The sequence below is a fragment of the Occultella glacieicola genome (genome assembly GCF_004353825.1).
In the GTDB taxonomy this organism is placed as follows: Bacteria; Actinomycetota; Actinomycetes; order Actinomycetales; family Beutenbergiaceae; genus Occultella; species Occultella glacieicola.
Genome location: NZ_SMNA01000003.1, coordinates 154,694 through 179,995, shown reverse-complemented (window position 1 = coordinate 179,995; position 25,302 = coordinate 154,694). Strand labels below are relative to the sequence as shown.

Sequence of the window (25,302 nt, the reverse complement as noted above, 5' to 3'; positions counted from 1 at the left end):
TCGATGCCACTCCCACCCGGCACGACACGTGGGATCATCGAGATGTGGACGCCGTCGACGTCGATGGGATCCGGATCGCCTTCACGAGGGCAGGCCGCGGTCGGCCGATCGTCCTCCTGGGTGGGTTCGTCGGCGACGGGGCGGGGACCTGGCACCACCAGATCGACGCCCTGTCGGGTACCTACTCGGTCGTTTCCTGGGACCCGCCCGGGTCCGGCGGGTCATCCGACGTGCCGGAATCCTTCCGGCTGCCCGAGTATGCGACCTGCCTCGCCGGCCTGATCTCCACGCTGGGACTCCGGCGGCCCGTCCTGGTCGGGCTGTCGTTCGGCGGTGCCCTCGCGATCGAGTACTGGCGGCAGCACGGGACCCAGGTGCGGGCGCTCTTCCTCGCCGGCGCCTACGCCGGCTGGGCGGGGTCGTTGCCGGCGGAGACGGTCGCGCAGCGGTTGCAGACCTGCCTCGCGGCGTCGGTGCTGCCGGCCCCGGAGTTCGCCTCGACGTTGGCGCCGAGCATGTTCTCGGACTCGGCCCCGGCGGACCGGGTCGCCGAGACCCGCGACAACATTGCCGCGGCGTTCCGTCCGGGCGGCTTCCGCGCGATGGCGCTGTCCTCGGCGGAGGCGGACCTTCGCGACGTCCTGCCCCGGATCGACGTGCCCACCCTCGTGCTGCACGGCGAGGCCGACGTCCGGGCACCGAGGTTCGTCGCGGACGCCCTCAGCGACGCGATTCCCGGATCGCGCCTGGTGGTCCTGCCCGGCGTCGGCCACGTCAGCTGCATCGAAGCCCCCGGCCGTTTCACCACCGAGCTGGAGACGTTCCTACGCGAGATCGAGCGGTGCACCGGTCCGTGACGTTCGAGCACCACCCGCTCCCCACCCGGAGGAGAACCGATGACACCCAGGACCTCGGACCGCGATCGCGTCCTCAACGTCGGTGGTGGGATCGCGGGTCTCGCGACGGCGGCCGCCACACCGCGCTGCTCGGCCTCGTGTCGCCCGGGACCGTCACGCTCGGAGTCGCCGTTCGGACGGTCCGCGAGGTGGACGGCGGCACCGAGGTCCAACTCCCCGACGGCACCGTGCACGCAGGTGGGGTGCTGGTGGGCGCCGACGGTGTGCACTCGGTGGTCCGCGGCCACGTCGCACCCCGGCGCCGGGCGCGGCCGTCGATCCTGGCGCCGAGCAGCTGGCGTTTCGTCGCCACCGACCCGGGGGTCGACTGCTGGGTCGCCTGGACCGGGCCTGCGGGCACGGTGCTCCTGATCCCGATGGTGCCGGGCCGGGTCTACGGGTGGGTGTCCGGCCGCGACGAGACGACCGACTTCGCCCGGACACGAGCCCTCTTCCGCGGCTTCCCCGAGGTCGTGCGCACAGCCCTGGCCGCCGCGGAGGAGTCGCAGGACCCGCCGCTGCACTCGCCGCTCGAGGAGATCAACCCCGCCGTGTGGACGACCGGAAGGGTCGTCCTCGTCGGCGACGCGGCGCACGCGAGCGCACCTGTCTGGGCGCAGGGGGCTGCGCTCGCGGTCGAGGATGGGCTCGCGCTGGCGGAGGTGCTCCAGGATCGCGACGCCTGGGACCGCGCCGGTCTGGAGTTCGCTCGCCGGCGTCGCGCCAGGGTCGAGCATGTCCAGGCGGCGACCGACCGGTTCTCCCGCACAGCGCGGCTGCCGGCCTGGCTCCGGAGCGTGGTCGCACCGCTCGTCGGGCCGCCTTCGTACCGGGCGGCCTACGGCCCGCTCCGCGAGCCTGCGGGTCGGCCGGAGCCGCCCGTTGCTCCGTGACCCCGGTTCCGCGCGCACCACGCGGGTCTTCCCCAGCGGGCTCGGGCACACCCGCGGGGTAGCGGGCGGGATCGGTCCCTTGACGGACCTGGCCATCTCTCCTATTCTTTCATCACTAGGAATAATACTTCCGACATACGGAATGTGCCGATCTCGAGGAGGGACTCCGGATGACCGCCGCAGGCACCGCGCCCCGCTACACCGTGAACTGTTCGATCCTGCTCACCGATCTCCCGCTGCTCGAGCGCCCGGCCGCCGCCGGTGCTGCCGGCTTCGACGCCGTCGAGTACTGGTGGCCGTTCGCCACGTCGACGCCGGGCGCGGACGAGATCGACGCGTTCGTCGGGGCGCTCGACGCTGCCGGCGTGCAGTTGACGGGGCTGAACTTCAACGCCGGGGACATGCCGGGCGGTGACCGCGGCCTGGTGTCCTGGCCGGAGCGCGCCGACGACTTCACTGCGAACCTGGACGTGGTCACCCGGATCGGGGAGGCGACCGGGTGCCGGGCCTTCAACGCCCTCTACGGGAACCGGATCGAAGGCGTCTCCCCGGCCGAACAGGACGACCTCGCGGCCGCCAACCTCGCCGCCGCCGCCACCGCCGTCGGGCGCATCGGCGGCACCGTGCTCGTCGAGCCCGTCAGCGGCGCCCCCAGGTACCCGCTGCTCGCCGCGGCGGACGCGATCGGCGTCGTCGAGCGGGTGGCCGGCGAGCACGGCGCGACGAACCTCGGCCTGTTGCTCGACGTCTACCACCTCGCCGTCAACGGCGACGACGTACCCGCCGCGATCGCAGCCCATCGGAGGCGGATCGCCCACGTGCAGATCGCCGACGCGCCCGGCCGGGACCAGCCGGGCACCGGTGACCTGCCGATCTCGGACTGGACCGCGGACCTGCTCGCCGGGGGCTATGCCGGTTGGTTCGGCCTCGAGTACAAGACGGGCGCGGCCGACCCGTTCGCGTGGCTCGCGCCGGCCACCCGCGTCGCGAACTGAACCCCGTCGACCAACGAGAGGCATCGAAGTCATGAGCACCATCGCATTCATCGGACTCGGCATCATGGGCTCGCCGATGGCCGTCCACCTGGCGGGCGCCGGGCACACCGTGGTCGGATACAACCGCTCGCCGGAGAAGGCGCAGCCGCTCGTCGAGGCCGGCGGCACCGCCGCAGCGAGCATCGCCGAGGCGGTCGCGGACGCTGACGTGGTCGCGATCATGGTCCCGGACTCCCCGGACGTCGCACAGGTGCTCACCGCGGACGACGGCGTGTTCGCCCGTGCCCGGCCCGGCACCCTGATCATCGACTTCTCCTCGATCCGGCCCGACGTGACCGTCGCCCTGGCGGACCAGGCGAAGGAGAAGGGCTTCCGGATCCTGGACGCCCCGGTCTCGGGTGGCGAGGCCGGCGCGGTGAACGCAGCCCTGTCGATCATGGTCGGCGGCACGCGCGAGGACTTCGACGCCGCCGCGGACGTCTTCTCGGCCGTCGGCAGGACGGTCGTCCTCGTCGGCCCGAACGGATCGGGGCAGACGGTGAAGGCCGCGAACCAGTTGATCGTCGCCGCGAACATCCAGGCCCTGGCCGAGGCGATCGTGTTCCTCGAGGCCTACGGCGTGGACACCGAGGCGGCCGTCGAGGTACTCGGCGGCGGGCTCGCCGGGTCCGCCGTGCTGAACCAGAAGGCCGCCAAGATGCTGGGCCGCGAGTTCGCCCCCGGCTTCCGCATCGACCTGCACCACAAGGACCTCGGCATCGTCACCTCCGCGGCCCGCGAGGCCGGCGTGGTGATCCCGCTCGGCTCCCTGGTCGGCCAGCTGATGGCCTCGGCCCGCGCCAACGGCGACGGCTCCCTCGACCACTCCGGCCTGTTCCGCGGCGTGACCCGCCTCTCCGGGACCGACTGATACCCGGGCACCGACGCCCGCCCCGACCTCACCCAGCACCACCCAAGACTCGAAGGAGCGAACCATGCCTCGCATGAGAGCAGTGGACGCCGCCGTGGCCATCCTCGCCAAGGAGGGCGTGACGCAGGCGTTCGGCGTGCCCGGCGCCGCGATCAACCCGTTCTACTCCGCCATGAAGGCGCACGGCGGCATCCATCACGTCCTCGCCCGCCACGTCGAGGGCGCCTCCCACATGGCCGACGGGTACACCCGCGCGAAGGCCGGCAACATCGGCCTGTGCGTCGGCACCTCCGGCCCGGCCGGCACCGACATGATCACCGGCCTGTACGCCGCCTGGGCCGACTCCGTGCCGATCCTGTGCCTCACCGGCCAGGCGCCGGTGGCGAAGCTGGACAAGGAGGACTTCCAGGCCGTCGACATCGCCAGCATCGCCGCCCCGGTGACGAAGATGGCCAAGACCGTGCTCGAGGCGGGGCAGGTGCCCGCGGTGTTCGCCCACGCGTTCCACCTGATGCGCTCCGGCCGTCCCGGGCCCGTGCTCATCGACCTGCCCGTCGACGTCCAGATGACCGAGATCGACTTCGACCCGGACACCTACACCCCGCTGCCGGTGCACCGCACGGCGGCCACCCGGGCCCAGGCGGAGAAGGCCGTCGACATGCTGCTGGCCGCCGAGCGTCCGGTGTTCATCGCCGGTGGCGGCATCGTCAACGCCGGCGCCGAGGCGGGCCTGGTGGAACTCGCCGAGACCCTCGGTGTGCCGGTCATCCCGACGCTGATGGGGTGGGGTGCGATCGCCGACGACCACCCGCTGATGGTCGGGATGGCCGGGCTGCAGACCGCGCACCGGTACGGCAACGCCAACCTGCTCGCCTCGGACCTGGTGTTCGGCATCGGAAACCGGTGGGCGAACCGGCACACCGGTGAGCTGTCCACCTATCGGCAGGGCCGCACGTTCATCCACGTGGACATCGAGCCGACGCAGATCGGGCGGGTGTTCGCACCGGACTACGGCATCGCCTCCGACGCCGGCGCGGCGATCGAGGCGTTCCTCGAGGTCGCCCGCGAGCGCAAGTCCGCCGGCGCCGTCCCGGACTACTCCGGCTGGGCCGCCGAGTGCGCCGAACGCAAGCGCACGATGCAGCGCAAGACCCACTTCGACGAGGTCCCGATCAAGCCGCAGCGGGTCTACGAGGAGATGAACCGGGCGTTCGGGCGGGACGTGCGGTACGTGAGCACGATCGGCCTGTCCCAGATCGCCGGTGCCCAGTTCCTGCACGTGTACGGTTCCCGGCACTGGATCAACGCCGGGCAGGCGGGGCCCCTCGGCTGGACCGGCCCGGCCGCGCTCGGTGTGGCGAAGGCGGTGCCCACCGAGACCGTGGTCGCGCTGTCCGGCGACTACGACTTCCAGTTCATGCTCGAGGAACTCGCCGTGGGCGCCCAGTTCAACATCGGCTACGTGCACGTGGTGGTCAACAACTCCTACCTCGGCCTGATCCGCCAGTCCCAGCGCGCGTTCGACATGGACTACCAGGTGCAGTTGGCGTTCGACAACATCAACTCGCCGGAGCTCGACGGCTACGGCGTGGATCACGTCAAGGTGGCCGAGGCACTCGGCTGCAAGGCGATCCGGGTCCGCGAGCCCGACGCGCTGGGCGAGGCGTTCGCCAAGGCCACCGCGATGGCCGCCGAGTTCCGGGTGCCGATCGTGGTGGAGGTGATCCTGGAACGGGTCACGAACATCTCGATGGGTGTCAAGATCGATGATGTGTTCGAGTTCGAATCGCTGGCGATCTCCGCGGAGGATGCGCCGACCGCCGTCGCCCTGCTGGACTAGGGGCATGACACACGCCACTGCGCCCACAGATCCCGGAGCCCCGACCAGGGTCCTCATCGCACCGGACAAGTTCAAGGGGTCCCTCGAGGCGGCCGAGGTCGCCGCGCACGTCGCGGCCGGCCTGCTCCGCCTGGTCACCGAGGGCGCGGTGGGAGCGTTGGAGATCGACGAACTGCCGGTGGCCGACGGCGGTGAGGGCACCGTGGCAGCGGCCGTCGCCGCCGGCTTCGCACCGGTCGAGGTGGAGGTGACGGGCCCGCTGGGCGGGCCGGTCCGGGCCACCTACGCGGCCAGGGACGGGGTGGCCGTCATCGAGATGGCTGCCGCGTCCGGGCTCGCGTTCACCGCCGCCGACGACGACGCGGCGCGCCGGTCCGGCACCTTCGGCACCGGCGAGCTCGTGTCGCACGCCCTCGACCACGGGGCACGCCGGATCGTGCTGGGGGTCGGCGGCAGCGCCTCAACGGACGGAGGCGCCGGGCTCGCCCAGGCGCTCGGGCTCAGGCTGACCGGGCCCGACGGCGACCTCGGCCCGGGCGGGGACGCGTTGCGCCGGCTGGTCGCCGTCGACGTGTCCGGGCTCGACCCCCGGCTCACGACGACCGAGGTCGTGCTCGCCTCGGACGTGGACAACCCGCTGCTCGGCCCGGACGGCGCGGCCGCCGTCTACGGGGGGCAGAAGGGCGCCGACGACGCCGCGATCGCGGATCTGGACGCCGGCCTGACGCGCTGGGTCGAGGCCCTCACCGAGGCCGGCGTCGGACGCGCCGCCGACGTGGCCGCCGGCCCCGGTGCCGGTGCGGCCGGCGGACTCGGCTTCGCCGCCCTGGCCCTGCTCGGCGCGACCCGCCGGCCGGGGGTCGAGGTGGTCCTGGACCTGATCGGCTTCGACGCCCGGGTGGCCGGTACCGACCTCGTGATCACGGGGGAGGGTTCCCTCGACGAGCAGAGCATGTTCGGCAAGACCCCGGTCGGCGTCGCCGCGGCCGCGGCCGCCGCCGGGGTGCCCACCGTGGCCGTCGCCGGCCGCACCACCCTGACCGCGGAACGCCTACGCGAGAACGGGATCCTCGCCGTCTACCCGCTCACCTCCCTCGAGCCGGACGTCGCCACCTGCGTGGCCCAGGCCGGACCACTGCTCGAGGACGTCAGCGAGATCCTCGGCCGCACCCACCTGACCGGACGGCGAACCGGTGAGTGAGCACCCCGCCCACGACCTCGTGCTCCGCGCCGAGCGAGCGGTCACACCCGAGGGGACCTCCGCCGTCGAGCTCGGGATCCGCGACGGCGTGATCGCCGCGATCGCGCCGCTCGGCGCCGGACTCGCCGGGACGAGCGTGCGCACCCTGGCCACCGACGAGGTGCTGCTGCCCGGACTGGTCGACTCCCACGTGCACATCAACGAGCCGGGCCGCACCGACTGGGAGGGGTTCGCCAGTGCCACCCGGGCGGCCGCGGCCGGCGGGGTCACCACGGTGATCGACATGCCGCTGAACTCGATCCCGCCGACGGTCGACGTGCCCGCCCTGGCGGCGAAGATCGCCGCGAGCGAGGGCAAACGGTTCGTGGACGTCGGCTTCTGGGGCGGCGCCGTGCCGGGCAGCACCCCGCACCTGGCGCCCCTGCACGAGGCCGGCGTGTTCGGTTTCAAGTGCTTCCTGCTGCCCTCCGGCGTGGACGAGTTCGCCCCGCTGCACGCCGACGAGCTCGAGACCGACCTGCGTGAGCTCGCCCGCTTCGACGCCCAGATGATCGTGCACGCCGAGGATGCCGGCGCGATCGGCCACGCCCCGCCCGCGCACGGCACCGGCTACGCCGGCTTCCTCGCCTCCCGGCCGCGCGGCGCCGAGAACCTGGCGATCGCCGTCGTCATCGAACGGGCCCGCTGGACCGGCGCCCGCGTGCACATCCTGCACCTGAGTTCCTCGGACGCGCTGCCGATGATCGTCAGCGCCCGCCGCGACGGCGTCCGGATCACCGTCGAGACCTGCCCGCACTACCTCACCCTCACCGCCGAGGACGTCCCGGCCGGCGCCACCACGTTCAAGTGCTGCCCGCCGATCCGTGAGGGTGCGAACGCCGACCGGCTCTGGGCGGCGCTCACCGACGGCACCATCGACGCGGTGGTCTCCGACCACTCGCCTTCCACGGTCGATCTCAAGGCGCTGGACACCGGCGACTTCGGTCAGGCGTGGGGCGGCGTCGCCTCCCTGCAGCTCGGGCTGCCGATCATGTGGACGGCAGCGCGCGAGCGCGGCGTCGACCTGGCCGCCGTGGTCGGCTGGATGTCCGCCGGGCCCGCCCGGGTCGCGGGTCTGACGCGCAAGGGCACGATCGCCGTCGGGGCCGACGCCGACCTGGCCGTGTTCGCGCCGGAGGAGACGTTCGTCGTCGACCCGGCCGCCCTGCACCACAAGAACCCCATCACCGCCTACGCCGGGCGGACCCTGGCGGGAGTGGTTCGAACCACCCTGCTGCGCGGCGTCGAGGTGGATTTCCACACACCACGAGGAGCGCTGCTCCGGAGAGGACACGCATGAACCCCCAGGCAGCCCTCGGAGGTACCGGAACGGAGAACGAGGACTCGGTCCCCGACTTCCTCAGCTACCCGGACCTCGCATCCCGCGCGCTCGCGGGCTCGGTAGTGGCCGCGAACGACGAGTTGTTCGCGCAGCGCGAGAACCTGATCAGCGCGCACAGCCCCGCATTCGACCCGGCCGACTTCGGTCACAAGGGCAAGGTCTATGACGGCTGGGAGACCCGCCGCCGCCGCGACGAGGGTAACGACTGGGCCATCGTGCGCCTCGGCGTACCCGGGGTGGTGCACGGCGTGGTCGTCGACACCGCGTGGTTCCGCGGCAACTACCCGCCGTTCATCTCGGTGGAGGCGGTGGCCCTTGACGGTTACCCGGGTCTCGCGGACCTGCTCGAGGCCGACTGGCACACGCTGGTGCCGCGCAGCGACGCGCTCGGGGATACCCCGAACTACTACGCCGTGGACACGGCCCGGGCCCGCCGCTGGACGCACGTGCGGCTGTCCATCTACCCCGACGGCGGCGTGGCCCGGTTCCGGGTGCACGGCGAGGCCGTCCCGGATCCCGACTTCCTCACCGGCACCATCGACCTGGCCGCGGCCGAGAACGGCGGCAGCCTCGCGTACGCTTCTGACGCGTTCTACTCCTCGCCGGCGGCGATCATCCTGCCCGGGCGGGCCCGGAACATGGGGGAGGGATGGGAGAACGCCCGCCGCCGCGGCCCCGGCAACGACTACGCCATCTTCAGTCTGGCCCAGCGCGGCACCATCCGGCACGTCGAGGTGGACACCAGCTACTACGTCGGCAACGCGCCCGGGTGGGTCCGGCTCAGCGTCGCCGACCTGGCCCCGGGCGTGAACCTCGACACCAGTCCCGACGGCGAGAGCGGCCGGTGGACCGACATCCTCGCCAAGGTCGCCGTGCAGGCCGATACCCGGCACCGGTTCCTCACCGACGCCACGGCCCCGGCCACGCACCTGCGCCTGGACGTCTATCCCGATGGTGGGCTGGCCCGGCTCCGAGCCTGGGGTGAGCTGTCCGACGAGGACCTGGCGAAGGCACGCACCCGGTACGAGGAGACCCGCCCGTGACGAGTGGATCGGCCGATTCCGGGCACCTCGGAGACGCCTGACGTCACTCTGAAGCCAGCCTGATGTCGTCGCGTTTCAAAGTGATGCCATTTCGGGGTTGCGCGTGACGTCATAGTGATGCCATGATGGCGTCATGGATCTGAACCCCTACCTCTCGTCGCTGCAGCAGGCGCTCGCCAACGCCACCCGCACCTCATCGCCCGAGGTCCAGGAGGCTGCCGAGCGGCTCTCCCAGACCCTCGAGCCGGCCCTGCGTCTGAGCCTCATGGAGCTCGCCTCCGACGTGGCCGCCGACGTCACCCTCCGACTGGACGGCGACGTCGTCGAGGTCCGCCTGCGCGGCGGCGCCCCGGAGATCGTCGTGGAGCAGCGCCCCCGCGGTGCCGACTCCGAGCCCACCCACCCGTTCGGCTCCCAGGGTGGCCCGGGCACGGCGGCGTGGCCGCCGGTGCCGCCGGGGCCGCCCGCACCCCCCGTGCCACCCGTGCCGCCCGAGGCCGACGAGGACGGGTCGACGACCCGGATCTCGCTGCGGCTGCCCGAGGGCTTGAAGGCACGCGTCGACGACGCCGCCTCGACCGAGGGCCTGAGCGTCAACTCCTGGCTGGTCCGCACCATCCAGAAGGTCCTGGCCGCACCGGCCCAGGACCAGCCCGCACCGAACTTCACCCAGACCGGTCGCCGCATGACCGGCTGGGTCCGTTGAGAGGGTCTGACATGTTCGACAACGCCCATGACGCCATCGCCGCCACCCGCATCGGCGGACCGATCGAGGAGGACTTCGCGCGGCTGAACCGCCGCCGTCGTCCCCGTACCGGCACCCGGTTCACCGCGAACCGGCCCCGTCCGACCACCAACCTGTGATCGCCCACCACGTCCGTGGGCGCTCGCCCCTGAGGAGCAGGAACTGATGACCGACTACGAGTTCCCCGTGACCGGCCCGATCCGGGTGCAGGCCAAGATCCGGGCCAGTGACCTGATCCTGGCCGCCGCGGATGCCGCGGATGCGGCGGACGTCCCGGGCTTGGTCCGGGTGCGGCTGATCGCCCGCGGGTCCGACGGCGGCGCGCTCGCCGAGGCGACTCGCGTCACCTTCGAGGGTGGTGACCTGCGCATCGAGGTGCCCTCGATGCGGACCCGCCTGTTCGGCGGCTCCTCGCGGCTGCGCGTCGAGGTGGACGTCCCGTCCGGCACCGACCTCGACGTCGAGTCTGGCTCGGGTGATGTGATCACCAGTGGTCAGCTCGCCGCGGTCCGGGCCAGGTCCGGTTCGGGCGATGTCGAGATCCGGGCCGCCGCGGACCTGGACAGCACCTCCGGCTCCGGCGACGTGACCGTCGGCACCGTCGGCTCCGGCCACCTCGTCAGCGGCTCCGGCGACCTCCACATCGGGCACGCCGGCAGCCTCGAGGTCCGCACAGGCTCCGGCGACGTCAGCGTCGACCAGGGCAACGACGTCGACGCAGCCACCGGCTCCGGCGACATCACGATCAAGGAGGTCGGCGGGCGCGTCGGCCTGCGCACCGGGTCGGGCGACCTCGTGGTCCGGCGCGCCCTCGACGGGGAGATCACCGCGAAGGCCGCATCCGGGGACGTCACCGTCGGAGTCCCGCACGGCACGGCCGCGATGCTGGACTGCAGCGCCGTCTCGGGCAGCGTCCGCAGCGAGCTCGCCCCGGGCGACGGCCCGGACGGCGAGGGCGGCGCCGTCGTCCTGCGGCTGCGGACCGTCAGCGGGGACGTGCTCGTCCGCCGCGCCTGATCGGCCCAACCGGCCGTCCGGACATGGTCGCGGGCCCGCACCCGAGGGGAGAGGTGCGGACCCGCAGTACGGGGGAGCCGAGGCTCGTCTTCATTTGTGTGAGGTGCCGCCCCGGGTCTCCCCTCGGGAGCGGCGCGTCCGGGTCAGCGGAGCCAGGTGTGCTTGCCGATCTTCGACGACCACCACTTCCCGAGGCCCCAGGTGTCGCCGGCCAGGGTGACGGCCGCGATGATCAGCAGCAGTGCCTCGTGCCAGTGCGAGTCCACGATCGGGTTGGTGGCGCCGCGGATCAGTTCGCCGTCCACCATCGCCGTCGCGGTGGGTAGGGCGGCCAGGAACATGAACAGCATCAGGAGGGTGCCGGCGACGGCCGCGATCCGCAGACCGGCGCCGGTGATCATGGCGATCCCGATGCCGAGCAGGCCGAGCATGAACAGGGCGTCACCGAACGGGTTCGCGAACAGCTGGAAGAAGCCGGCGAACGGGCCCTCGATGCCCATGATGTACCCCTGCGCCGGGGTGCCGCCATTGAGCCAGGAGCCCTCCGGCGGTGTCGAGAAGTTCAGGCCGAAGGCCTTGTCGAGGAAGGCCCACAGGAACGTGAAGCCGATGACGATCCGGGAGACGGCGAGGACCTTGCGCACGCCCGGCCGGGTGACGATGTCCTCCTGCGTGCGGACCTCGTTGACCGGGGCCGCGATGGTCTTGCTCATGATGTTCCCCTCCAGGGAAGTGGTCCTCATCTGGTGGACCGTTCATGAGTAATTCTTCCGACCCGGGGCCCCGTGATCCTGGGGCGAATGTCCCCACTTTTTCCGCGGCATTCCGCGGCTGATGGGGCCTAGGTCCCATTCCGTAGGAGTTCGCCGAGCCACTGCCCGACGGCGGAGCGCAGGCCGGGTAGGTCGCGTTTGAGCGAGTGGTCGCCGGGCTGGGTGACGATCGTCCGGCCGGGGCCGGCCGGCGGCATCCCGAACGGGTCCCGCTCGCCCTGGACGATCAGCACGGGCACGCTCACGGCGTCCAGCTCGGGGAGCCGGGACTTGGTGGGGTCCCCGGCTCGGCCCGGCGGATGGAGCGGGAAGGCGAGGCACAGGACCGCCCGGGCTCCGCCGTCGGCGGCGGTTCGGCAGGCGACCCGCGCACCGGAGGAGCGGCCACCGACCACGACCGGGGCCTCGCCGAGGGACTCGCGGCGCAGCTGGGCCAGGACCTCGAGCCACGCGGTGTCGAGCTGGGCGGCCGGCGCGGGCGCCCGACGACCGGCGACCCGGTACGGCTGCTCGACCAGGTGGACGTCGAGGCCGGCGGCGCGGGCCGCGGACGTCGCCGCGAGCAGGTCCGGGGCTCCGACCCCGCCGCCGGCGCCGTGCCCGAGGATCAGGGCCCCGATCCGGTCGGAAGCGGTGGGGCGCGAGTGCACCCGAGCCGGGCCGTGGCTGGTCTCGATCTCGATCGGATCAGGATTCGCGGCCACCCGAGGATCGTAGCCAGGACGCGCCGCGGGCGCCGCGCGAGGTCGCGCGGCGCCCGTGGTTGGGGTTGGGTCAGGCGGTGGTGCCGAGCTTGCGGAACGCGATGCCGGACAGGCCGAGCAGCACGCCGAGACCGACGACCAGGGCGGCGACGCCGTAGGCGACGACGGACGTGAACAGCGAGGCCCGCAGGAACGAGGCGTTCATGACGGTCGCCCGCTGGGCGGCCAGCTCCTCGTACTCGGCGCTGCCCTCCTCGACCTGCGCCATGTCGGCGCCGAGCTCGGCGTAGGTGCGCCCGTCCGTGGCGTGCAGGGCGTGGGTGTTGATGATGTCCGCCTGCGAGAACGCGGTGAACGGCCCGCCGACCTGCTCCCCGGCGAACCAGCGGGCGTCGTCGGAGATCGTGATCTCCTCGGCCTTCAGCTGGGCGGTCACGACCCCCCAGGTGGTGCCCCCGGCGAGGACGAAGACGATCCCCGCGATGAGCAGGATCAGTCCGGTGACCCTGACGAACTTCGACGATCCCGCAGGCGCGGACGGACTCGTGGTTTCGGTGCTGGTGGTGTCGGTGCTCATGGGAGTTCCCCTCGTGGTGAGCTGGTTGGTGGATCGGATGACCTGATCGTGTCCCACACCCGACCGTCCGACCCGGGCCTGAGGTCCCGGCTCGGAGCCGGCGACCTGTGACCCTGCGCACATCATGGCCGAGAACGGCCCGGCGCGGCAGACCACGGTCCGCGACGTGACCACCGGCGCCGGCACCGCCGTCGGAGTCCTATGATCCGAGGCATGACTGCTCCCACCAGCGAAGGACCCGGGGGTAGCGCCCCCAGCACTCCGGACATCAAGCCACGCAGCCGCCAGGTCACCGACGGCATCGAGGCCACGGCCTCGCGCGGGATGTTGCGCGCCGTCGGCATGGGTGACGGCGACTGGGTCAAGCCCCAGATCGGCATCGCCAGTTCCTGGAACGAGATCACGCCGTGCAACCTGTCCCTGGACCGGCTCGCCCAGGGCGCGAAGGAGGGCGTGCACTCCGGTGGCGGGTACCCGCTGCAGTTCGGCACCATCTCCGTCTCCGACGGGATCTCGATGGGCCACGAGGGCATGCACTTCTCGCTGGTCTCGCGCGACATCATCGCGGACTCGGTCGAAGCCGTGATGATGGCGGAGCGGCTGGACGGGTCGGTGCTGCTGGCCGGGTGCGACAAGTCGCTGCCGGGCATGCTCATGGCCGCCGCCCGGCTGGACCTGGCCAGCGTGTTCCTCTACGCGGGGTCGATCATGCCGGGCTGGGTGAAGCTCGAGGACGGCACCGAGAAGGACGTCACCCTGATCGACGCGTTCGAGGCGGTCGGCGCGTGCGCCCGCGGCCTGATGAGTGAGGGCGACCTGGACCGCATCGAGCGGGCGATCTGTCCCGGCGAGGGTGCCTGCGGCGGCATGTACACCGCGAACACGATGGCCTCCGTGGCCGAGGCGATGGGCATGTCCCTGCCGGGCTCGGCCGCGCCGCCGTCCGCTGACCGGCGCCGCGACAACTTCGCCCACCTCTCCGGGGAGGCGGTCGTGGAGATGCTCCGCAAGGGCATCACCGCGCGCGACATCATGACGAAGAAGGCGTTCGAGAACGCGATCGCCGTGGTGATGGCGTTCGGCGGGTCCACGAACGCGGTGCTGCACCTGCTCGCGATCGCGAACGAGGCCGAGGTCGACCTGACGCTCGCGGACTTCGACCGGATCGCCGCGAAGGTCCCGCACCTGGGCGACCTCAAGCCGTTCGGGCGCTACGTGATGTACGACGTGGACCGCATCGGCGGTGTGCCGGTGATCATGAAGGCGCTCCTGGACGCCGGGCTGATCCACGGCGACGCGCTCACGGTGACCGGCAAGACCGTCGCGGAGAACCTCGCGGACATCGACCCGCCGGACCCGGACGGCAAGATCCTGCGGGCGCTGGACAACCCGATCCACCACACCGGTGGCATCACGATCCTCGGCGGCTCGCTCGCCCCCGAGGGCGCCGTGGTCAAGTCCGCGGGCTTCGACGACGACGTGTTCGAGGGCACTGCCCGCGTGTTCGAGCGGGAGCGGGCCGCGCTCGACGCGCTCGAGGACGGCACGATCACCGACGGTGACGTGGTGGTGATCCGGTACGAGGGCCCCAAGGGTGGCCCCGGGATGCGCGAGATGCTCGCGATCACCGGGGCGATCAAGGGCGCCGGGCTCGGCAAGACCGTGCTGCTGCTCACCGACGGCCGGTTCTCCGGCGGCACCACCGGGCTGTGCGTCGGGCACGTGGCGCCGGAGGCGGTCGACGGCGGCCCGATCGCGTTCGTGCGCGACGGCGACCCGATCCGCCTGGACGTGGCCAACAAGACGCTCGATCTCCTCGTCGACCCGGCCGAGCTCGAGGCGCGCAGCCAGGGCTGGGTGCCCCTGGAGCACGGCTTCAAGCGCGGTGTGCTGGCCAAGTACGCCAAGCTCGTCGGGTCCGCGTCCCAGGGGGCCGTGCTCGCCTGACCGGGAGCCTCGTCGCCTGGTGGTCACGGCCGGGTGGGCCTGGGGGCCCGGCCGGCCGTGACCAGCAGGTGAGCCGGCCGGCGTTGGCCTCGCCGACGGCCGCTCGCGGTGGCAGCCTTGGGGGCATGGACACGCTGACGGCGGAGGATGTTGCTGAGCTCGACGGGCTGGACGACTGGCGGGTGCTGATCCGTTCTCTGCACGCGACCTATCGGACCGGATCCCTCGCGGAGGGCATCGAGTTCGCGACCCGGGTGGGTGCGGCCGCGGATGCTGCGGACCACCACCCGGACCTGGACCTGCGCTACTTCCGGACCTCGCTGGTGCTCACCACCCACTCGGCCGACGGGATCACCGAGAAGGACGTCGACCTGGCCCGCGCGATCAGCGCGATCGCGGCCGAGCTCGGCCTGGCCCCGGAGCCGGCGCTGGTCTCGGTCCAGGAGATCGCGATCGACGCGCTCGACATCCCGGCCGTGCTGCCGTTCTGGCGCGCCGTGCTCGGTTACGACGACGACATGCCGCCCGACTGGGAGGGACAGCCGGACGCACTCGGCGACCCGGTCAACGGCAACCCCGCCGTGTGGTTCCAGCAGATGGACGCCCCACGGCCCCAGCGCAACCGGATCCACATCGACGTGTGGGTGCCACTCGATGCCGCCGAGGCCCGGGTGCAGGCGACCCTGGACGCGGGCGGGCGTCTGGTCAGCGCGCATCAGGCGCCGTCCTTCTGGGTGCTCGCGGACCCCGAGGGCAACGAGGCGTGCGTGTGCACCGCGTTCGGCCGGCCCCGGGACTGAGGTGCCCGGACCGAGCCCGCGAGGGAGGGACGGCGTCGACGCCGAGCGACGTCCAATAGTCCAAGATATGGCCACGTGGCCCAACATGTGAGACGCGCCCGGAATGGATGTGACGGATCGCGAGAGCCGGGTCTAGTATCTGGACCATGTTCAGTTCGGCGATCGTCGTAGTACTTACCGGGCGCGCTCACGCGACCGTCTGATCGACGATCCTGCACTGAGCGCGCACCCCTCGACCGCCCCCTGGGCCCGAGGGGTTTTTGTTTGCCCCCACCCGAGCAAGAGAGAGCACAGGAGCAGCGATGGCACACGTGCCGCATCCCACGCCGCCTCGTTCGCAGCCGCCCAAGCCGGCGCTGGCCACCGCACCGAACGCCACGCCCGTGGTCGTCGGTGAGGAGATGACCGGAGCCGCGTCCGTGGTCCGGTCGCTGGAGTCCGTCGGCGCGGACGTCATCTTCGGGATCCCGGGCGGCGCCATCCTCCCCGTCTACGACCCGCTCTTCGACTCCTCCATCCGCCACGTCCTGGTCCGCCACGAGCAGGGTGCCGGGCACGCCGCCGTCGGCTACGCGGCCGCGACCGGCAAGGTCGGCGTCTGCATGGCGACCTCCGGTCCCGGTGCCACGAACCTGGTCACGCCGATCGCCGACGCCCACATGGACTCGGTGCCGATCGTGGCCATCACCGGCCAAGTGGGCGCGTCCATGATCGGGACCGACGCGTTCCAGGAGGCGGACATCGTCGGCATCACCATGCCGATCACGAAGCACTCCTACCTGGTCACCGATCCCAGCGAGATCCCGGCCCGGATCGCGGAGGCGTTCCACATCGCCCGGACCGGGCGTCCCGGCCCGGTGCTGGTGGACATCGCCAAGAGCGCCATGCAGTCGAACACGACATTCACCTGGCCGCCGGCGGAGCTGGACATCCCCGGCTACCACCCGATCACCAAGCCGCACATCAAGCAGATCAAGGAGGCGGCGCGGCTGCTCGCGACCGCCCGCCGTCCGGTCCTGTACGTGGGCGGCGGCGTGATCCGCGCGAACGCCTCGGCGGAACTGATCGAGCTCACGAACCTCTCCGGCGCCGCCGCGGTCACGACGTTGATGGCCCGGGGGGCGCTGCCGGACTCGCACCCGCAGAACGTGGGCATGCCCGGTATGCACGGCTCCGTGCCCGCCGTGGCCGCGCTGCAGCGGGCGGACCTGGTGGTCGCGCTGGGCGCCCGGTTCGACGACCGGGTCACCGGCCGGCTGGACAGCTTCGCCCCGGGTGCCACGATCGTGCACGCCGACATCGACCCGGCTGAGATCTCCAAGAACCGGTTCGCCGACGTTCCGATCGTGGGGGACCTCAAGGAGGTCCTCGCCGACCTGACCGTCGAGCTCGCCCAGGAGCAGGCGCAGCATGGCAAGCCGGACCTGGAGGAGTGGTGGCACACGATCGACGACCTGCGCACCACCTACCCGCTCGGTTGGTCACCCACCGCGGACGGCCTGCTCGCCCCGCAGTACGTGATCTCCCGGCTCGGTGAGCTCGCCGGTCCGGAGACCATCTACGCGGCCGGGGTCGGCCAGCACCAGATGTGGGCCGCGCAGTTCATCCGCTACGAGCACCCGCGCACCTGGCTGAACTCCGGTGGCCTGGGCACCATGGGCTACGCGGTGCCCGCGGCCATGGGCGCGAAGGTCGGGGCACCGGAGAAGGAGGTGTGGGCGATCGACGGTGACGGCTGCTTCCAGATGACCAACCAGGAACTTGCCACCTGCGCCCTCGACGACATCCCGATCAAGGTCGCGATCATCAACAACTCCTCGCTCGGGATGGTCCGCCAGTGGCAGACGCTGTTCTACGACCAGCGCTACTCCAACACGGACCTGAACACCGGGCACGAGACGGCCCGGATCCCCGACTTCGTCAAGCTTGCCGAGGCCTACGGCTGCGTCGGTCTGCGGTGCGAGAACGCGAAGGACGTCGACGCCACGATCCGCAAGGCCCAGGAGATCGACGACCGCCCGGTGGTCGTGGACTTCGTGGTCAGCCGCGACGCGATGGTGTGGCCGATGGTGCCCTCCGGCGTCAGCAACGACGACATCCAGTACGCGCAGGGCATCGGCCCGGCGTTCGATCGCGACGAGTGAGGCGCAGCTCATGACCCGACACACGCTCTCGGTCCTGGTCGAGAACAAGCCCGGCGTGCTCACCCGCGTCTCGGCCTTGTTCGCCAGGCGTGCCTTCAACATCCACTCCCTCGCCGTCGGCCCCACGGAACACCCGGACATCTCCCGGATCACCGTGGTGGTCGACGTCGAGTCCAACCCGCTCGAGCAGGTCACCAAGCAGCTGAACAAGCTGGTGAACGTCCTCAAGATCGTGGAACTGGCCCCGAACACCTCCGTCCAGCGGGAACTGCTGCTGGTCAAGGTCAAGGCCGACGACGCCTCCCGCACCGCCGTGCTGCAGGTGGTCGAGCTGTTCCGCGCCCACGTGGTCGACGTCAGCCCCGAGGCTGTCACGATCGAGGCGACCGGCGGCGAGGAGAAGCTCAAGGCGCTGCTCGCCGCGCTCGAGCCGCACGGGATCCGTGAGATCGTCCAGTCGGGCGCGGTGGCCATCGGTCGCGGCGGTCGCTCGATGACCGACCGGGCCCTGGAACGGATCGCGCGCTCGGCCTGAGCGCTCCCGATCACCCCGAACCGAACCCATCAGAAGAACCAACGAAGGAGACCCACTGTGGCCGAGCTGTTCTACGACGACGACGCCGACCTGTCCCTGATCGCTGCGAAGAAGGTCGCCGTCATCGGCTACGGCAGCCAGGGTCACGCCCACGCGCTGAACCTGCGCGACTCCGGCGTGGACGTGCGCGTCGGACTCCGCGAGGGTTCGTCCTCGCGGGAGAAGGCCGAGAACGAGGGCCTGAAGGTCCTGTCCGTCGCCGACGCCGTCAAGGAGTCGGACGTCGTCGTCGTGCTCGCACCGGACCAGGTCCAGCGGCACGTGTACGCCGACGAGATCGCCCCGAACCTGGCCGACGGCGCCACGCTCGTCTTCGGGCACGGCTTCAACATCCGCTTCGGGTACATCAAGCCGAAGGACACCGTCGACGTCATCATGGTCGCGCCGAAGGGCCCGGGTCACCTGGTCCGCCGCGAGTACGTCGATGGCCGCGGGGTTCCGGTGATCGTCGCCGTCGAACAGGACGTGTCCGGCAACGCGTGGCCGCTGGCCCTGTCCTACGCCAAGGGCATCGGGGGGCTGCGCGCCGCCGGCATCAAGACCACGTTCACGGAGGAGACCGAGACCGACCTGTTCGGTGAGCAGGCGGTCCTCTGCGGTGGGGCCTCCCAGCTGGTGCAGTACGGCTTCGAGACGCTGACCGAGGCCGGCTACCAGCCGGAGGTCGCCTACTTCGAGGTCCTGCACGAGCTGAAGCTGATCGTCGACCTGATGTACGAGGGTGGTATCGCCAAGCAGCGCTGGAGCGTCTCCGACACCGCCGAGTACGGCGACTACGTCTCCGGGCCGCGCGTCATCGACCCGCACGTGAAGGAGAACATGAAGGCTGTCCTCGGCGACATCCAGAACGGTGCCTTCGCGGAGCGGTTCATCAACGACCAGGACGCCGGCGCCCCGGAGTTCAAGGCTGCCCGCGCCAAGGGCGAGGCGCACCCGATCGAGGCCACCGGCCGCGAGCTGCGCAAGCTGTTCGCCTGGGTGAAGCCCTCGGACTCCGACTACACCGAGGGAAGCGCCGGACGCTGACGGAGTCGACCCGAGGTACGAGTGGTCGGCGGAGGAGGCGGGAGGTGTCTTCCCGAGTGATGAGTTCCGAGGGAAGCGCCGGACGCTGACGGAGCGCGACCCTCCGCCCCACCGTCGAGACCGCACCTGCCGCCTCGAGATCGCACTGTAGTTCGGTGCGATCTCAGGGGCTCAGGTGCGGTCTCACGCGTCCCTGGGGCGGGCTGGGGCGACGCGGGCTGGCGGGCGTGGGCGGGATCGGGTCGCTAGGGGCCCGGTTACGATCTGGCGCATGACTGAGTCGGTGTCGGAGCGGGACCCGGAGCGGGTGGGCGCCCACCAGGCGGCCCTGGAGGTGTCCGGTCCATTGACCCTGGCGGTCCGGATCCTGCGGATCCCGGCGGTGCTCTACGGCCTGGTGCCGGTGGTGCCGCTGATCGGGGTCGCCGCGATCGCCGCCGGTGCGCAGGGCTGGACACGCCCGATCCTGCTCGCGCTCGCGGTGGCGGGTGCGGTGTTCACGGCCGTCTTCCTGCACCGCGTCCGGCAGTACTGGCGCGCCGCCGAGGACAAGGCCTCCCTCGCCGCCCAGTTCGTCGGGCTGTTCGATGTGATGGAGGTCTCCGCGGAGATCCTGGCCAGGATCTCCGCCCTCGCCGAGCGGGGTGGGCTACGGCTGATGCGTCGGCTGCGGGCACTGTGGCGCGTGGTCACGATCCCCGATCACGTGAACTCCCACATCGAGTCCTTCGACCGGGCGCGGTGGTTCGTGCCGCCGGCGATCGGCGAGACCGTCGGCCTGCTGACCATCAATCTGTGGTTCAGCGTCGGGGCCTGGGTCGCGTTCCTGATCCTGCTCCCGCTGCGGGCGGCCGGCACGCTCTGAGCCGGGTTCGCCCGTCGGCTCACTTGAGGATCGGAACCTGGAACGGGTACCGGTAGACCTCGCCGTTGCTTGCCCGCATGGCTCCGATGATCGAGAGGACGATCTGACCGATCCAGACGACCGCCCAGAGCACGATGGCGACCGGGATCAGGACAATCGTGAGGAAGCAGATCCAGCCGACGATCGTCACCACCCACACCGTGATGTTGAAGTTGAACGAGCTCGCCGCGGCGTTGCGGACGAGTGGCCCGCGGTCCTTCCAGATCAGCCACACCAGCAGTGGTCCCAGAAAGCTGACCAACCCGGCGCTCAACACCATCGCGATGATGGGGGACAGGTGCGCCAGGATGGCGAGCGTCTTGTTGCTGCCCTCGTTGTTGCGCGGGTCGCCGTATCCGGGTCCGGTCGCTGGGTACTGGCTCACGGTGCACTCCTTCATCGATGGTGCTCCAAGCGTTCCCTATCCGGACAGCCGTGTCGATACGCCCCGGTGGGAGTGGCCGTCGCCCCCGATGTGATGGGGGAGTCCGCGGGTGCGGCAGACTGGCCGGATGGACACCGAGGGGCGTGACGACGCGATCGAGCAGTTCTGGCGGGTCGCCCGGATCAGGGGCAAGGTCACCCGGCTCGAACTGTTCGTCGGGCAGGCTCCGAAGGACACCATCCCGCCTCCCGCGTGGTCCTTCTCCGACGACCGCGCCGCCGCGGACGAGTTCGTGGCGGAGGTCCTCGCCGGTACCCGCACGTCGATCGTGGCATCGGTGGCCGAGTTCGGTGAGGAGCCCGTCCCGGACGTCGGGGACCTGTCGATCGTGCTCGACGGCGGAGGCGAACCTCGCGTACTGATCCGCACCACCGCGGTGCATCGGCAGGCGGCCGGCGACAGCGTGCGGACGCCCGCCGGCGGTGGCCCGTCCGGCGACGACGACCTCGCGCCCGGTACTCCGGTGCTCGTCGAGCACTTCGAGGCGATCTACCCCAAGTCGCCCAAGAGGCGCCCGGCGCCGGCCTGAGGCGACCCCCGCCGTCGGGCGCTCGCGTACGCGACGTACCCCCCGCCGTCGGGCATCGACCGAACAACCTGGCTCAGAATACGAGACGACCTGTCCATACGATGGGACTCTGGGTACGCTCCGAACCATGGCACGCACCATCAGACTCGCAGTCATTGCCGGTGACGGAATCGGACCAGAGGTGGTCGCCGAGGGGATCAAGGTCCTCGATGCGGTCCTGGCCGGCAGCGACGTCAGCGTGGAGCGCACGGAGTTCGAGCTCGGCGCGAAGCGCTGGCACGACACCGGGGAGACCCTCACCGACGAGGACCTGGCCGCGATCAGCACGCACGACGCGATCCTGCTCGGTGCCGTCGGGGACCCGACCGTGCCCAGCGGCGTGCTCGAGCGTGGGCTGCTGCTGAAGCTGCGGTTCGCACTCGACCACTACGTGAACCTTCGTCCCTCGGTCCTGTACCCGGGCGTGCCGACGCCGCTGGCGAACCCCGGAGACGTGGACTTCGTCGTGGTGCGCGAGGGCACCGAGGGGCCGTACACCGGCAACGGCGGGGCGCTGCGGGTGGGCACGCCGCACGAGATCGCGACCGAGGTCAGCGTGAACACCGCGTTCGGCGTCGAGCGGGTGGTGCGGGACGCGTTCGCGCGCGCCCAGGCCCGGCCGCGCAAGAAGCTCACCCTCGTGCACAAGCACAACGTGCTCGTCAACGCCGGGCACCTGTGGCGTCGCACCGTGGACGCGGTCGCCGAGGAGTTCCCGGAGATCACCGTCGACTACGCCCACGTGGACGCCGCGACCATCTACATGGTGACCGACCCGGCCCGGTTCGACGTGATCGTGACCGACAACCTGTTCGGCGACATCATCACCGACCTCGCCGCCGCGATCACCGGCGGGATCGGGCTCGCAGCCTCCGGCAACGTCAACCCCGACGGCGCGTTCCCGTCCATGTTCGAGCCGGTGCACGGCTCCGCGCCGGATATCGCAGGCAAGTCCCTGGCCGACCCGACGGCGACCGTGCTGTCCGTCGCCCTGCTGCTGGAGCACCTCGGCCTGCCCGAGCAGGCCCAGCGGATCTCGAACGCCGTCACCTCCGACATCGTCTCGCGTGACGGTTCGGCGCGATCCACCGTGGAGATCGGCGACGCCCTCGCCGCTCGAGTAGCCGGCTGAGCGAGGCGCCTCTCGCCGCCGCGCGGCGCGCGCCTCGCTCACCCTCCTGACCCCGGAATCGGGCCAGGGGGGCTACCGTCATACTCGCAGGCCCAATGGTGGAGAGGCACGATGAGCAACGACACGCAACAGGAGACGACGTTCGAGGTGCGACCCACGTCGCACCCCAGGACCCGCGAACAGCGCGCCGCCGCGCTGGCTGAGCTGGGGTTCGGCACCGTCTTCTCCGATCACATGGCCCACGCGACGTGGACCCTCGAGCAGGGCTGGCACGACCGCCGCATCGAGGCGTACGGTCCGCTCAGCCTGGACCCCGCGGCGGCGGTCCTGCACTACGCGCAGGAGATCTTCGAGGGGCTCAAGGCGTACCGGCATGCCGACGGGACCGTCTGGGCGTTCCGGCCCGAGGCGAACGCGGCCCGGTTCGCGAAGAGCGCGCGGCGCCTGGCCCTGCCGGAGCTGAGCGAGGCGGACTTCCTCGACTCGATCACGCAACTGGTCCGCACGGACATGGAGTGGGTGCCCGACGCGCCCGGCTCCTCGCTGTACCTGCGGCCGTACATGTTCGCCTCGGAGGCGTTCCTCGGGGTGCGCGCGGCGCGCCGGGTCGAGTACCTGGTGATCGCGTCGCCGTCAGGGCCGTACTTCACGTCAGGGTTCACCCCGGTCTCGATCTGGGTGGCCGAGGAGTACCACCGTTCCGGCGCGGGGGGCACCGGTGAGGCGAAGTGCGGCGGGAACTACGCCGCGAGCCTGCTCCCGCAGCAGCAGGCGTACGAGCAGGGCTGCCAGCAGGTCTGCTTCCTGGACGCGGCCACGAACACCTACCTCGAGGAACTCGGTGGGATGAACATGTTCGTCGTCACCGCCGACGGCGCCGTGCACACCCCGGCGCTGACCGGCACGATCCTCGAGGGCGTCACCCGCAAGTCGATCCTGCAGCTGGTCACCGACGCCGGGCACGAGGTGCACGAGCGGGCGATCACGCTCGAGGAGGTCAAGGCGGGGGTGGCCTCCGGCGAGATCGCCGAGGTGTTCGCCTGCGGCACCGCCGCCGTGATCACCCCGATCGGGACGCTGAAGGGGACCGGGTTCGACCTCACCGTCGGCGACGGCACGGCCGGGAAGGTCACGAACGAGCTGTACGGCCTGCTCACCGATCTGCAGTACGGGCGACACGAGGACACCTACGGCTGGATGACCCGGCTCGTCTGAACCGCCGGGTCCGCGGGCGCTGCCGAGCGGTTGTCGGCGCGGCCCGATCGGTGCGCGCTTCCGCCGGAAGCGCGCACCGGGTTGTCCACAGGCCCTTCCTAATCCGGGGTGGACTTACTACGTTCGGTCCATGACATGGGGGTCGCCGAGCGGCAGGGGACGCATTCTTGGCGTCCCGACGGCGGCGCTCGCTCTGGTCTTGGCGGTCGCCGCGTGCGACGGCGAGGCTCCCGTCGAGCCGTCGACGTCGGCGACGGAGTCACCCACGGAGGATCCGAGTACCGGGGAGCCGACGGAGTTCCCCTCGCCTGAGCGGCCCGCCGCGATGGACGAGGGCGGAGCGGACAATGCGAGTGAAGTCGCTGAGTACTTCTTGCGTCTATATTCGTACGGTTACGCTACTGGCGATGTCTCAACGTGGGAGGAAATTGCGGACGCAGAGTGCGAGGGTTGCGCGTGGGTTGCCGACGATATCGATGACCTCCATTCCGAAATGGGATTTGTTGATGGCGGTGAACTGACCTTCGAAGACTCGCAGGTTCTACCAGTCGAAGGCTCCGAAGAAACGTATCGTGTCGAACAGGTAGTCACCGAGAGTGAATTGACCTATCGATACGCCGACGGAACAAGTCGGTCGGTTGACGCCAGCACCGCCGATGTCGTGCAGATTCTGCAGTGGAGAGAGGCCAGATGGTTCGTCATGGCGATCGACTTGGTGACGAGGTGAAAGAGGCGTCTTCTTTCGCCCTCGCCGCCGGTTGCGTCGGTGTGGCACTCGTCGTGTGTAGCGGCCCTCACGCACACGCAGACTTCGGCGATTTCGACGCTGAGTCCGATGGATCGCAGGTTGCCGTTTGGGGCTCCGAGGAGACTACTTCAGGCAGTGGCGCCGACTACGAAGGTGGTCCAGCTGGTCGCGCCCTGACGATCGAGGAGATCTTCGCGTTGTATCCGGATTGTCCGGGTCCTGGCGCGGGGTTCTCTGAAATCCCGTTGGGTTGTCCGATGCTGCTCGAGGGTGGCGGGGTCGGGATGAAGATCAAGAATGACGGTCAGGATGAGGAGGCCGTGGAGCCCCCTGCGGAGGCGGTCACAGTCACGGTCACCGACTTCCAGCGGTTGCTGTTGGTCGGGTCGGAGATCAACCTGCAGCCGCAGGGGGAGTGGACGCTCGTCAACGTGGACACGATCGTCTTCACCGACGGTGCTGCCCAGGAGTTCTCGACGACGGTGCTGGACCTGCCGGTTGAGGTGCGGGCGACACCGGTGGAGTTCACCTGGGACTTCGGTGACGGGTCGCAGCCGCTGGTCACCACCGATGCCGGTGCCGGCTACCCGGACCACACGCTGACGCACGTGTACTCGACGGCCGAGACCGTGGAGATCACGCTCACCACGAGCTGGGTGGGGGAGTTCCGGATCAACGGCATCGGTCCGTGGTTGCCAGTGAACGGCGTCGCCACCACCGTCACCGTGTCGGACCCGCTCCGGGTCGAGACCGCCGACACGAACCTGGTGCCCTGACCGGGTGCCGGGGGCGCTTCCGCGGAA

At 71.0% G+C, this 25,302-nt stretch carries 26 protein-coding genes; 22 read left to right on the top strand and 4 right to left on the bottom strand.

What is annotated here, in order from left to right; translation table 11 throughout:
- Positions 1-44: 44 nt before the first annotated feature.
- The 11 genes from EXU48_RS06440 (at position 45) to EXU48_RS06395 (ending at position 10,921) form a co-directional block, all read left to right on the top strand.
- On the top strand, positions 45-857 hold the full coding sequence (locus EXU48_RS06440; RefSeq protein WP_133106822.1) for an alpha/beta fold hydrolase: 813 nt from the start codon (positions 45-47) through the stop codon (positions 855-857).
- A gap of 137 nt (positions 858-994) precedes the next feature.
- Entirely contained in the window at positions 995-1,789 is a 795-nt protein-coding gene (locus EXU48_RS06435; protein WP_165962704.1) for an FAD-dependent monooxygenase, read from the top strand.
- Between the two features lie 170 nt (positions 1,790-1,959).
- Entirely contained in the window at positions 1,960-2,784 is an 825-nt protein-coding gene (locus EXU48_RS06430) for a hydroxypyruvate isomerase family protein (RefSeq protein ID WP_133106820.1), read from the top strand.
- 31 nt (positions 2,785-2,815) lie between these two features.
- Positions 2,816-3,694 (top strand): 2-hydroxy-3-oxopropionate reductase, encoded by an 879-nt coding sequence (locus EXU48_RS06425; protein ID WP_133106819.1) that lies wholly within the window; start codon positions 2,816-2,818, stop codon positions 3,692-3,694.
- A 64-nt stretch (positions 3,695-3,758) separates the two neighbouring features.
- Entirely contained in the window at positions 3,759-5,534 is a 1,776-nt protein-coding gene (gene gcl, locus EXU48_RS06420; protein ID WP_133106818.1) for a glyoxylate carboligase, read from the top strand.
- Between the two features lie 4 nt (positions 5,535-5,538).
- Positions 5,539-6,735 (top strand): glycerate kinase, encoded by a 1,197-nt coding sequence (locus EXU48_RS06415; protein ID WP_133106817.1) that lies wholly within the window; start codon positions 5,539-5,541, stop codon positions 6,733-6,735.
- Positions 6,728-8,074, top strand: coding sequence for an allantoinase AllB (allB, locus tag EXU48_RS06410; protein ID WP_133106816.1), 1,347 nt, complete (start codon positions 6,728-6,730; stop codon positions 8,072-8,074). Before EXU48_RS06415 ends, allB begins: the two co-directional genes overlap by 8 nt.
- Positions 8,071-9,159: an allantoicase gene (gene alc, locus EXU48_RS06405; RefSeq protein WP_133106815.1), complete on the top strand. Its 1,089-nt coding sequence runs from the start codon at positions 8,071-8,073 to the stop codon at positions 9,157-9,159. The genes allB and alc overlap by 4 nt, the downstream gene beginning before the upstream one ends.
- Positions 9,160-9,292: 133 nt before the next feature.
- Positions 9,293-9,865, top strand: coding sequence for a hypothetical protein (locus EXU48_RS06400; RefSeq protein ID WP_133106814.1), 573 nt, complete (start codon positions 9,293-9,295; stop codon positions 9,863-9,865).
- An 11-nt stretch (positions 9,866-9,876) separates the two neighbouring features.
- The gene (locus tag EXU48_RS24445; protein ID WP_165962703.1) at positions 9,877-10,023 is read left to right on the top strand and encodes a hypothetical protein; all 147 of its coding nucleotides are present in this window, start codon (positions 9,877-9,879) and stop codon (positions 10,021-10,023) included.
- A gap of 46 nt (positions 10,024-10,069) precedes the next feature.
- Complete coding sequence (locus EXU48_RS06395) at positions 10,070-10,921, top strand: DUF4097 family beta strand repeat-containing protein (RefSeq protein WP_133106813.1); 852 nt, start codon at positions 10,070-10,072, stop codon at positions 10,919-10,921.
- Between the two features lie 143 nt (positions 10,922-11,064).
- Here EXU48_RS06395 and EXU48_RS06390 read toward each other — a convergent pair whose 3' ends face one another.
- The 3 genes from EXU48_RS06390 to EXU48_RS06380 form a co-directional block, all read right to left on the bottom strand.
- Positions 11,065-11,664, bottom strand: coding sequence for a DoxX family protein (locus EXU48_RS06390; RefSeq protein WP_235856876.1), 600 nt, complete (start codon positions 11,662-11,664; stop codon positions 11,065-11,067).
- Between the two features lie 98 nt (positions 11,665-11,762).
- Entirely contained in the window at positions 11,763-12,398 is a 636-nt protein-coding gene (locus EXU48_RS06385; RefSeq protein WP_235856875.1) for an alpha/beta hydrolase family protein, read from the bottom strand.
- Positions 12,399-12,468: 70 nt separating this feature from the next.
- Positions 12,469-12,975 (bottom strand): aromatic ring-opening dioxygenase LigA, encoded by a 507-nt coding sequence (locus EXU48_RS06380; protein WP_235856874.1) that lies wholly within the window; start codon positions 12,973-12,975, stop codon positions 12,469-12,471.
- Between the two features lie 213 nt (positions 12,976-13,188).
- On the opposite strand from EXU48_RS06380, the gene ilvD reads away from it, so the two are divergent.
- The 6 genes from ilvD (at position 13,189) to EXU48_RS06350 (ending at position 20,352) form a co-directional block, all read left to right on the top strand.
- Positions 13,189-14,922 (top strand): dihydroxy-acid dehydratase, encoded by a 1,734-nt coding sequence (gene ilvD, locus EXU48_RS06375; protein WP_133106812.1) that lies wholly within the window; start codon positions 13,189-13,191, stop codon positions 14,920-14,922.
- A 125-nt stretch (positions 14,923-15,047) separates the two neighbouring features.
- A complete protein-coding gene (locus EXU48_RS06370) occupies positions 15,048-15,722 on the top strand; it encodes a 4a-hydroxytetrahydrobiopterin dehydratase (protein WP_133106811.1) in 675 nt (224 codons plus the stop codon).
- A 302-nt stretch (positions 15,723-16,024) separates the two neighbouring features.
- The gene (locus EXU48_RS06365; RefSeq protein WP_133106810.1) at positions 16,025-17,866 is read left to right on the top strand and encodes an acetolactate synthase large subunit; all 1,842 of its coding nucleotides are present in this window, start codon (positions 16,025-16,027) and stop codon (positions 17,864-17,866) included.
- A 10-nt stretch (positions 17,867-17,876) separates the two neighbouring features.
- Positions 17,877-18,401 (top strand): acetolactate synthase small subunit, encoded by a 525-nt coding sequence (ilvN, locus tag EXU48_RS06360; RefSeq protein WP_133106809.1) that lies wholly within the window; start codon positions 17,877-17,879, stop codon positions 18,399-18,401.
- Between the two features lie 57 nt (positions 18,402-18,458).
- Positions 18,459-19,487: a ketol-acid reductoisomerase gene (gene ilvC, locus EXU48_RS06355; protein WP_133106808.1), complete on the top strand. Its 1,029-nt coding sequence runs from the start codon at positions 18,459-18,461 to the stop codon at positions 19,485-19,487.
- 271 nt (positions 19,488-19,758) lie between these two features.
- The gene (locus EXU48_RS06350; protein ID WP_133106807.1) at positions 19,759-20,352 is read left to right on the top strand and encodes a hypothetical protein; all 594 of its coding nucleotides are present in this window, start codon (positions 19,759-19,761) and stop codon (positions 20,350-20,352) included.
- Positions 20,353-20,371: 19 nt separating this feature from the next.
- On the opposite strand, the gene EXU48_RS06345 is transcribed toward EXU48_RS06350, so the two are convergent.
- On the bottom strand, positions 20,372-20,776 hold the full coding sequence (locus tag EXU48_RS06345) for a DUF4870 domain-containing protein (RefSeq protein WP_235856873.1): 405 nt from the start codon (positions 20,774-20,776) through the stop codon (positions 20,372-20,374).
- Positions 20,777-20,903: 127 nt separating this feature from the next.
- Here EXU48_RS06345 and EXU48_RS06340 point away from each other — a divergent pair, with 127 nt between their 5' ends.
- The 5 genes from EXU48_RS06340 (at position 20,904) to EXU48_RS24440 (ending at position 25,275) form a co-directional block, all read left to right on the top strand.
- Positions 20,904-21,365: an ASCH domain-containing protein gene (locus tag EXU48_RS06340; RefSeq protein WP_133106805.1), complete on the top strand. Its 462-nt coding sequence runs from the start codon at positions 20,904-20,906 to the stop codon at positions 21,363-21,365.
- Between the two features lie 127 nt (positions 21,366-21,492).
- On the top strand, positions 21,493-22,536 hold the full coding sequence (locus EXU48_RS06335) for a 3-isopropylmalate dehydrogenase (protein ID WP_133106804.1): 1,044 nt from the start codon (positions 21,493-21,495) through the stop codon (positions 22,534-22,536).
- Between the two features lie 111 nt (positions 22,537-22,647).
- Entirely contained in the window at positions 22,648-23,751 is a 1,104-nt protein-coding gene (locus tag EXU48_RS06330) for a branched-chain amino acid aminotransferase (RefSeq protein WP_133106803.1), read from the top strand.
- Positions 23,752-23,881: 130 nt separating this feature from the next.
- Positions 23,882-24,478, top strand: a complete 597-nt coding sequence (locus EXU48_RS06325; RefSeq protein WP_133106802.1) for a DUF6318 family protein — start codon at positions 23,882-23,884, stop codon at positions 24,476-24,478.
- 278 nt (positions 24,479-24,756) lie between these two features.
- Complete coding sequence (locus EXU48_RS24440) at positions 24,757-25,275, top strand: PKD domain-containing protein (RefSeq protein ID WP_165962702.1); 519 nt, start codon at positions 24,757-24,759, stop codon at positions 25,273-25,275.
- The last annotated feature ends 27 nt before the right edge of the window (positions 25,276-25,302 follow it).

Coding starts and splice junctions, on each gene's coding strand:
- EXU48_RS06395 (WP_133106813.1), top strand. CDS start 10,070: ATGACCGACTACGAGTTCCCCGTGACCGGCCCGATCCGGGTGCAGGCC.
- EXU48_RS06380 (WP_235856874.1), bottom strand. CDS start 12,975: ATGAGCACCGACACCACCAGCACCGAAACCACGAGTCCGTCCGCGCCT.
- EXU48_RS06335 (WP_133106804.1), top strand. CDS start 21,493: ATGGCACGCACCATCAGACTCGCAGTCATTGCCGGTGACGGAATCGGA.
- EXU48_RS06340 (WP_133106805.1), top strand. CDS start 20,904: ATGGACACCGAGGGGCGTGACGACGCGATCGAGCAGTTCTGGCGGGTC.
- ilvD (WP_133106812.1), top strand. CDS start 13,189: ATGACTGCTCCCACCAGCGAAGGACCCGGGGGTAGCGCCCCCAGCACT.
- EXU48_RS06425 (WP_133106819.1), top strand. CDS start 2,816: ATGAGCACCATCGCATTCATCGGACTCGGCATCATGGGCTCGCCGATG.
- ilvN (WP_133106809.1), top strand. CDS start 17,877: ATGACCCGACACACGCTCTCGGTCCTGGTCGAGAACAAGCCCGGCGTG.
- EXU48_RS24440 (WP_165962702.1), top strand. CDS start 24,757: ATGCTGCTCGAGGGTGGCGGGGTCGGGATGAAGATCAAGAATGACGGT.
- gcl (WP_133106818.1), top strand. CDS start 3,759: ATGCCTCGCATGAGAGCAGTGGACGCCGCCGTGGCCATCCTCGCCAAG.
- EXU48_RS06365 (WP_133106810.1), top strand. CDS start 16,025: ATGGCACACGTGCCGCATCCCACGCCGCCTCGTTCGCAGCCGCCCAAG.
- EXU48_RS06415 (WP_133106817.1), top strand. CDS start 5,539: ATGACACACGCCACTGCGCCCACAGATCCCGGAGCCCCGACCAGGGTC.
- EXU48_RS06390 (WP_235856876.1), bottom strand. CDS start 11,664: ATGAGGACCACTTCCCTGGAGGGGAACATCATGAGCAAGACCATCGCG.
- alc (WP_133106815.1), top strand. CDS start 8,071: ATGAACCCCCAGGCAGCCCTCGGAGGTACCGGAACGGAGAACGAGGAC.
- EXU48_RS06330 (WP_133106803.1), top strand. CDS start 22,648: ATGAGCAACGACACGCAACAGGAGACGACGTTCGAGGTGCGACCCACG.
- EXU48_RS06325 (WP_133106802.1), top strand. CDS start 23,882: ATGACATGGGGGTCGCCGAGCGGCAGGGGACGCATTCTTGGCGTCCCG.
- EXU48_RS06370 (WP_133106811.1), top strand. CDS start 15,048: ATGGACACGCTGACGGCGGAGGATGTTGCTGAGCTCGACGGGCTGGAC.
- EXU48_RS06430 (WP_133106820.1), top strand. CDS start 1,960: ATGACCGCCGCAGGCACCGCGCCCCGCTACACCGTGAACTGTTCGATC.
- EXU48_RS06400 (WP_133106814.1), top strand. CDS start 9,293: ATGGATCTGAACCCCTACCTCTCGTCGCTGCAGCAGGCGCTCGCCAAC.
- EXU48_RS06350 (WP_133106807.1), top strand. CDS start 19,759: ATGACTGAGTCGGTGTCGGAGCGGGACCCGGAGCGGGTGGGCGCCCAC.
- EXU48_RS24445 (WP_165962703.1), top strand. CDS start 9,877: ATGTTCGACAACGCCCATGACGCCATCGCCGCCACCCGCATCGGCGGA.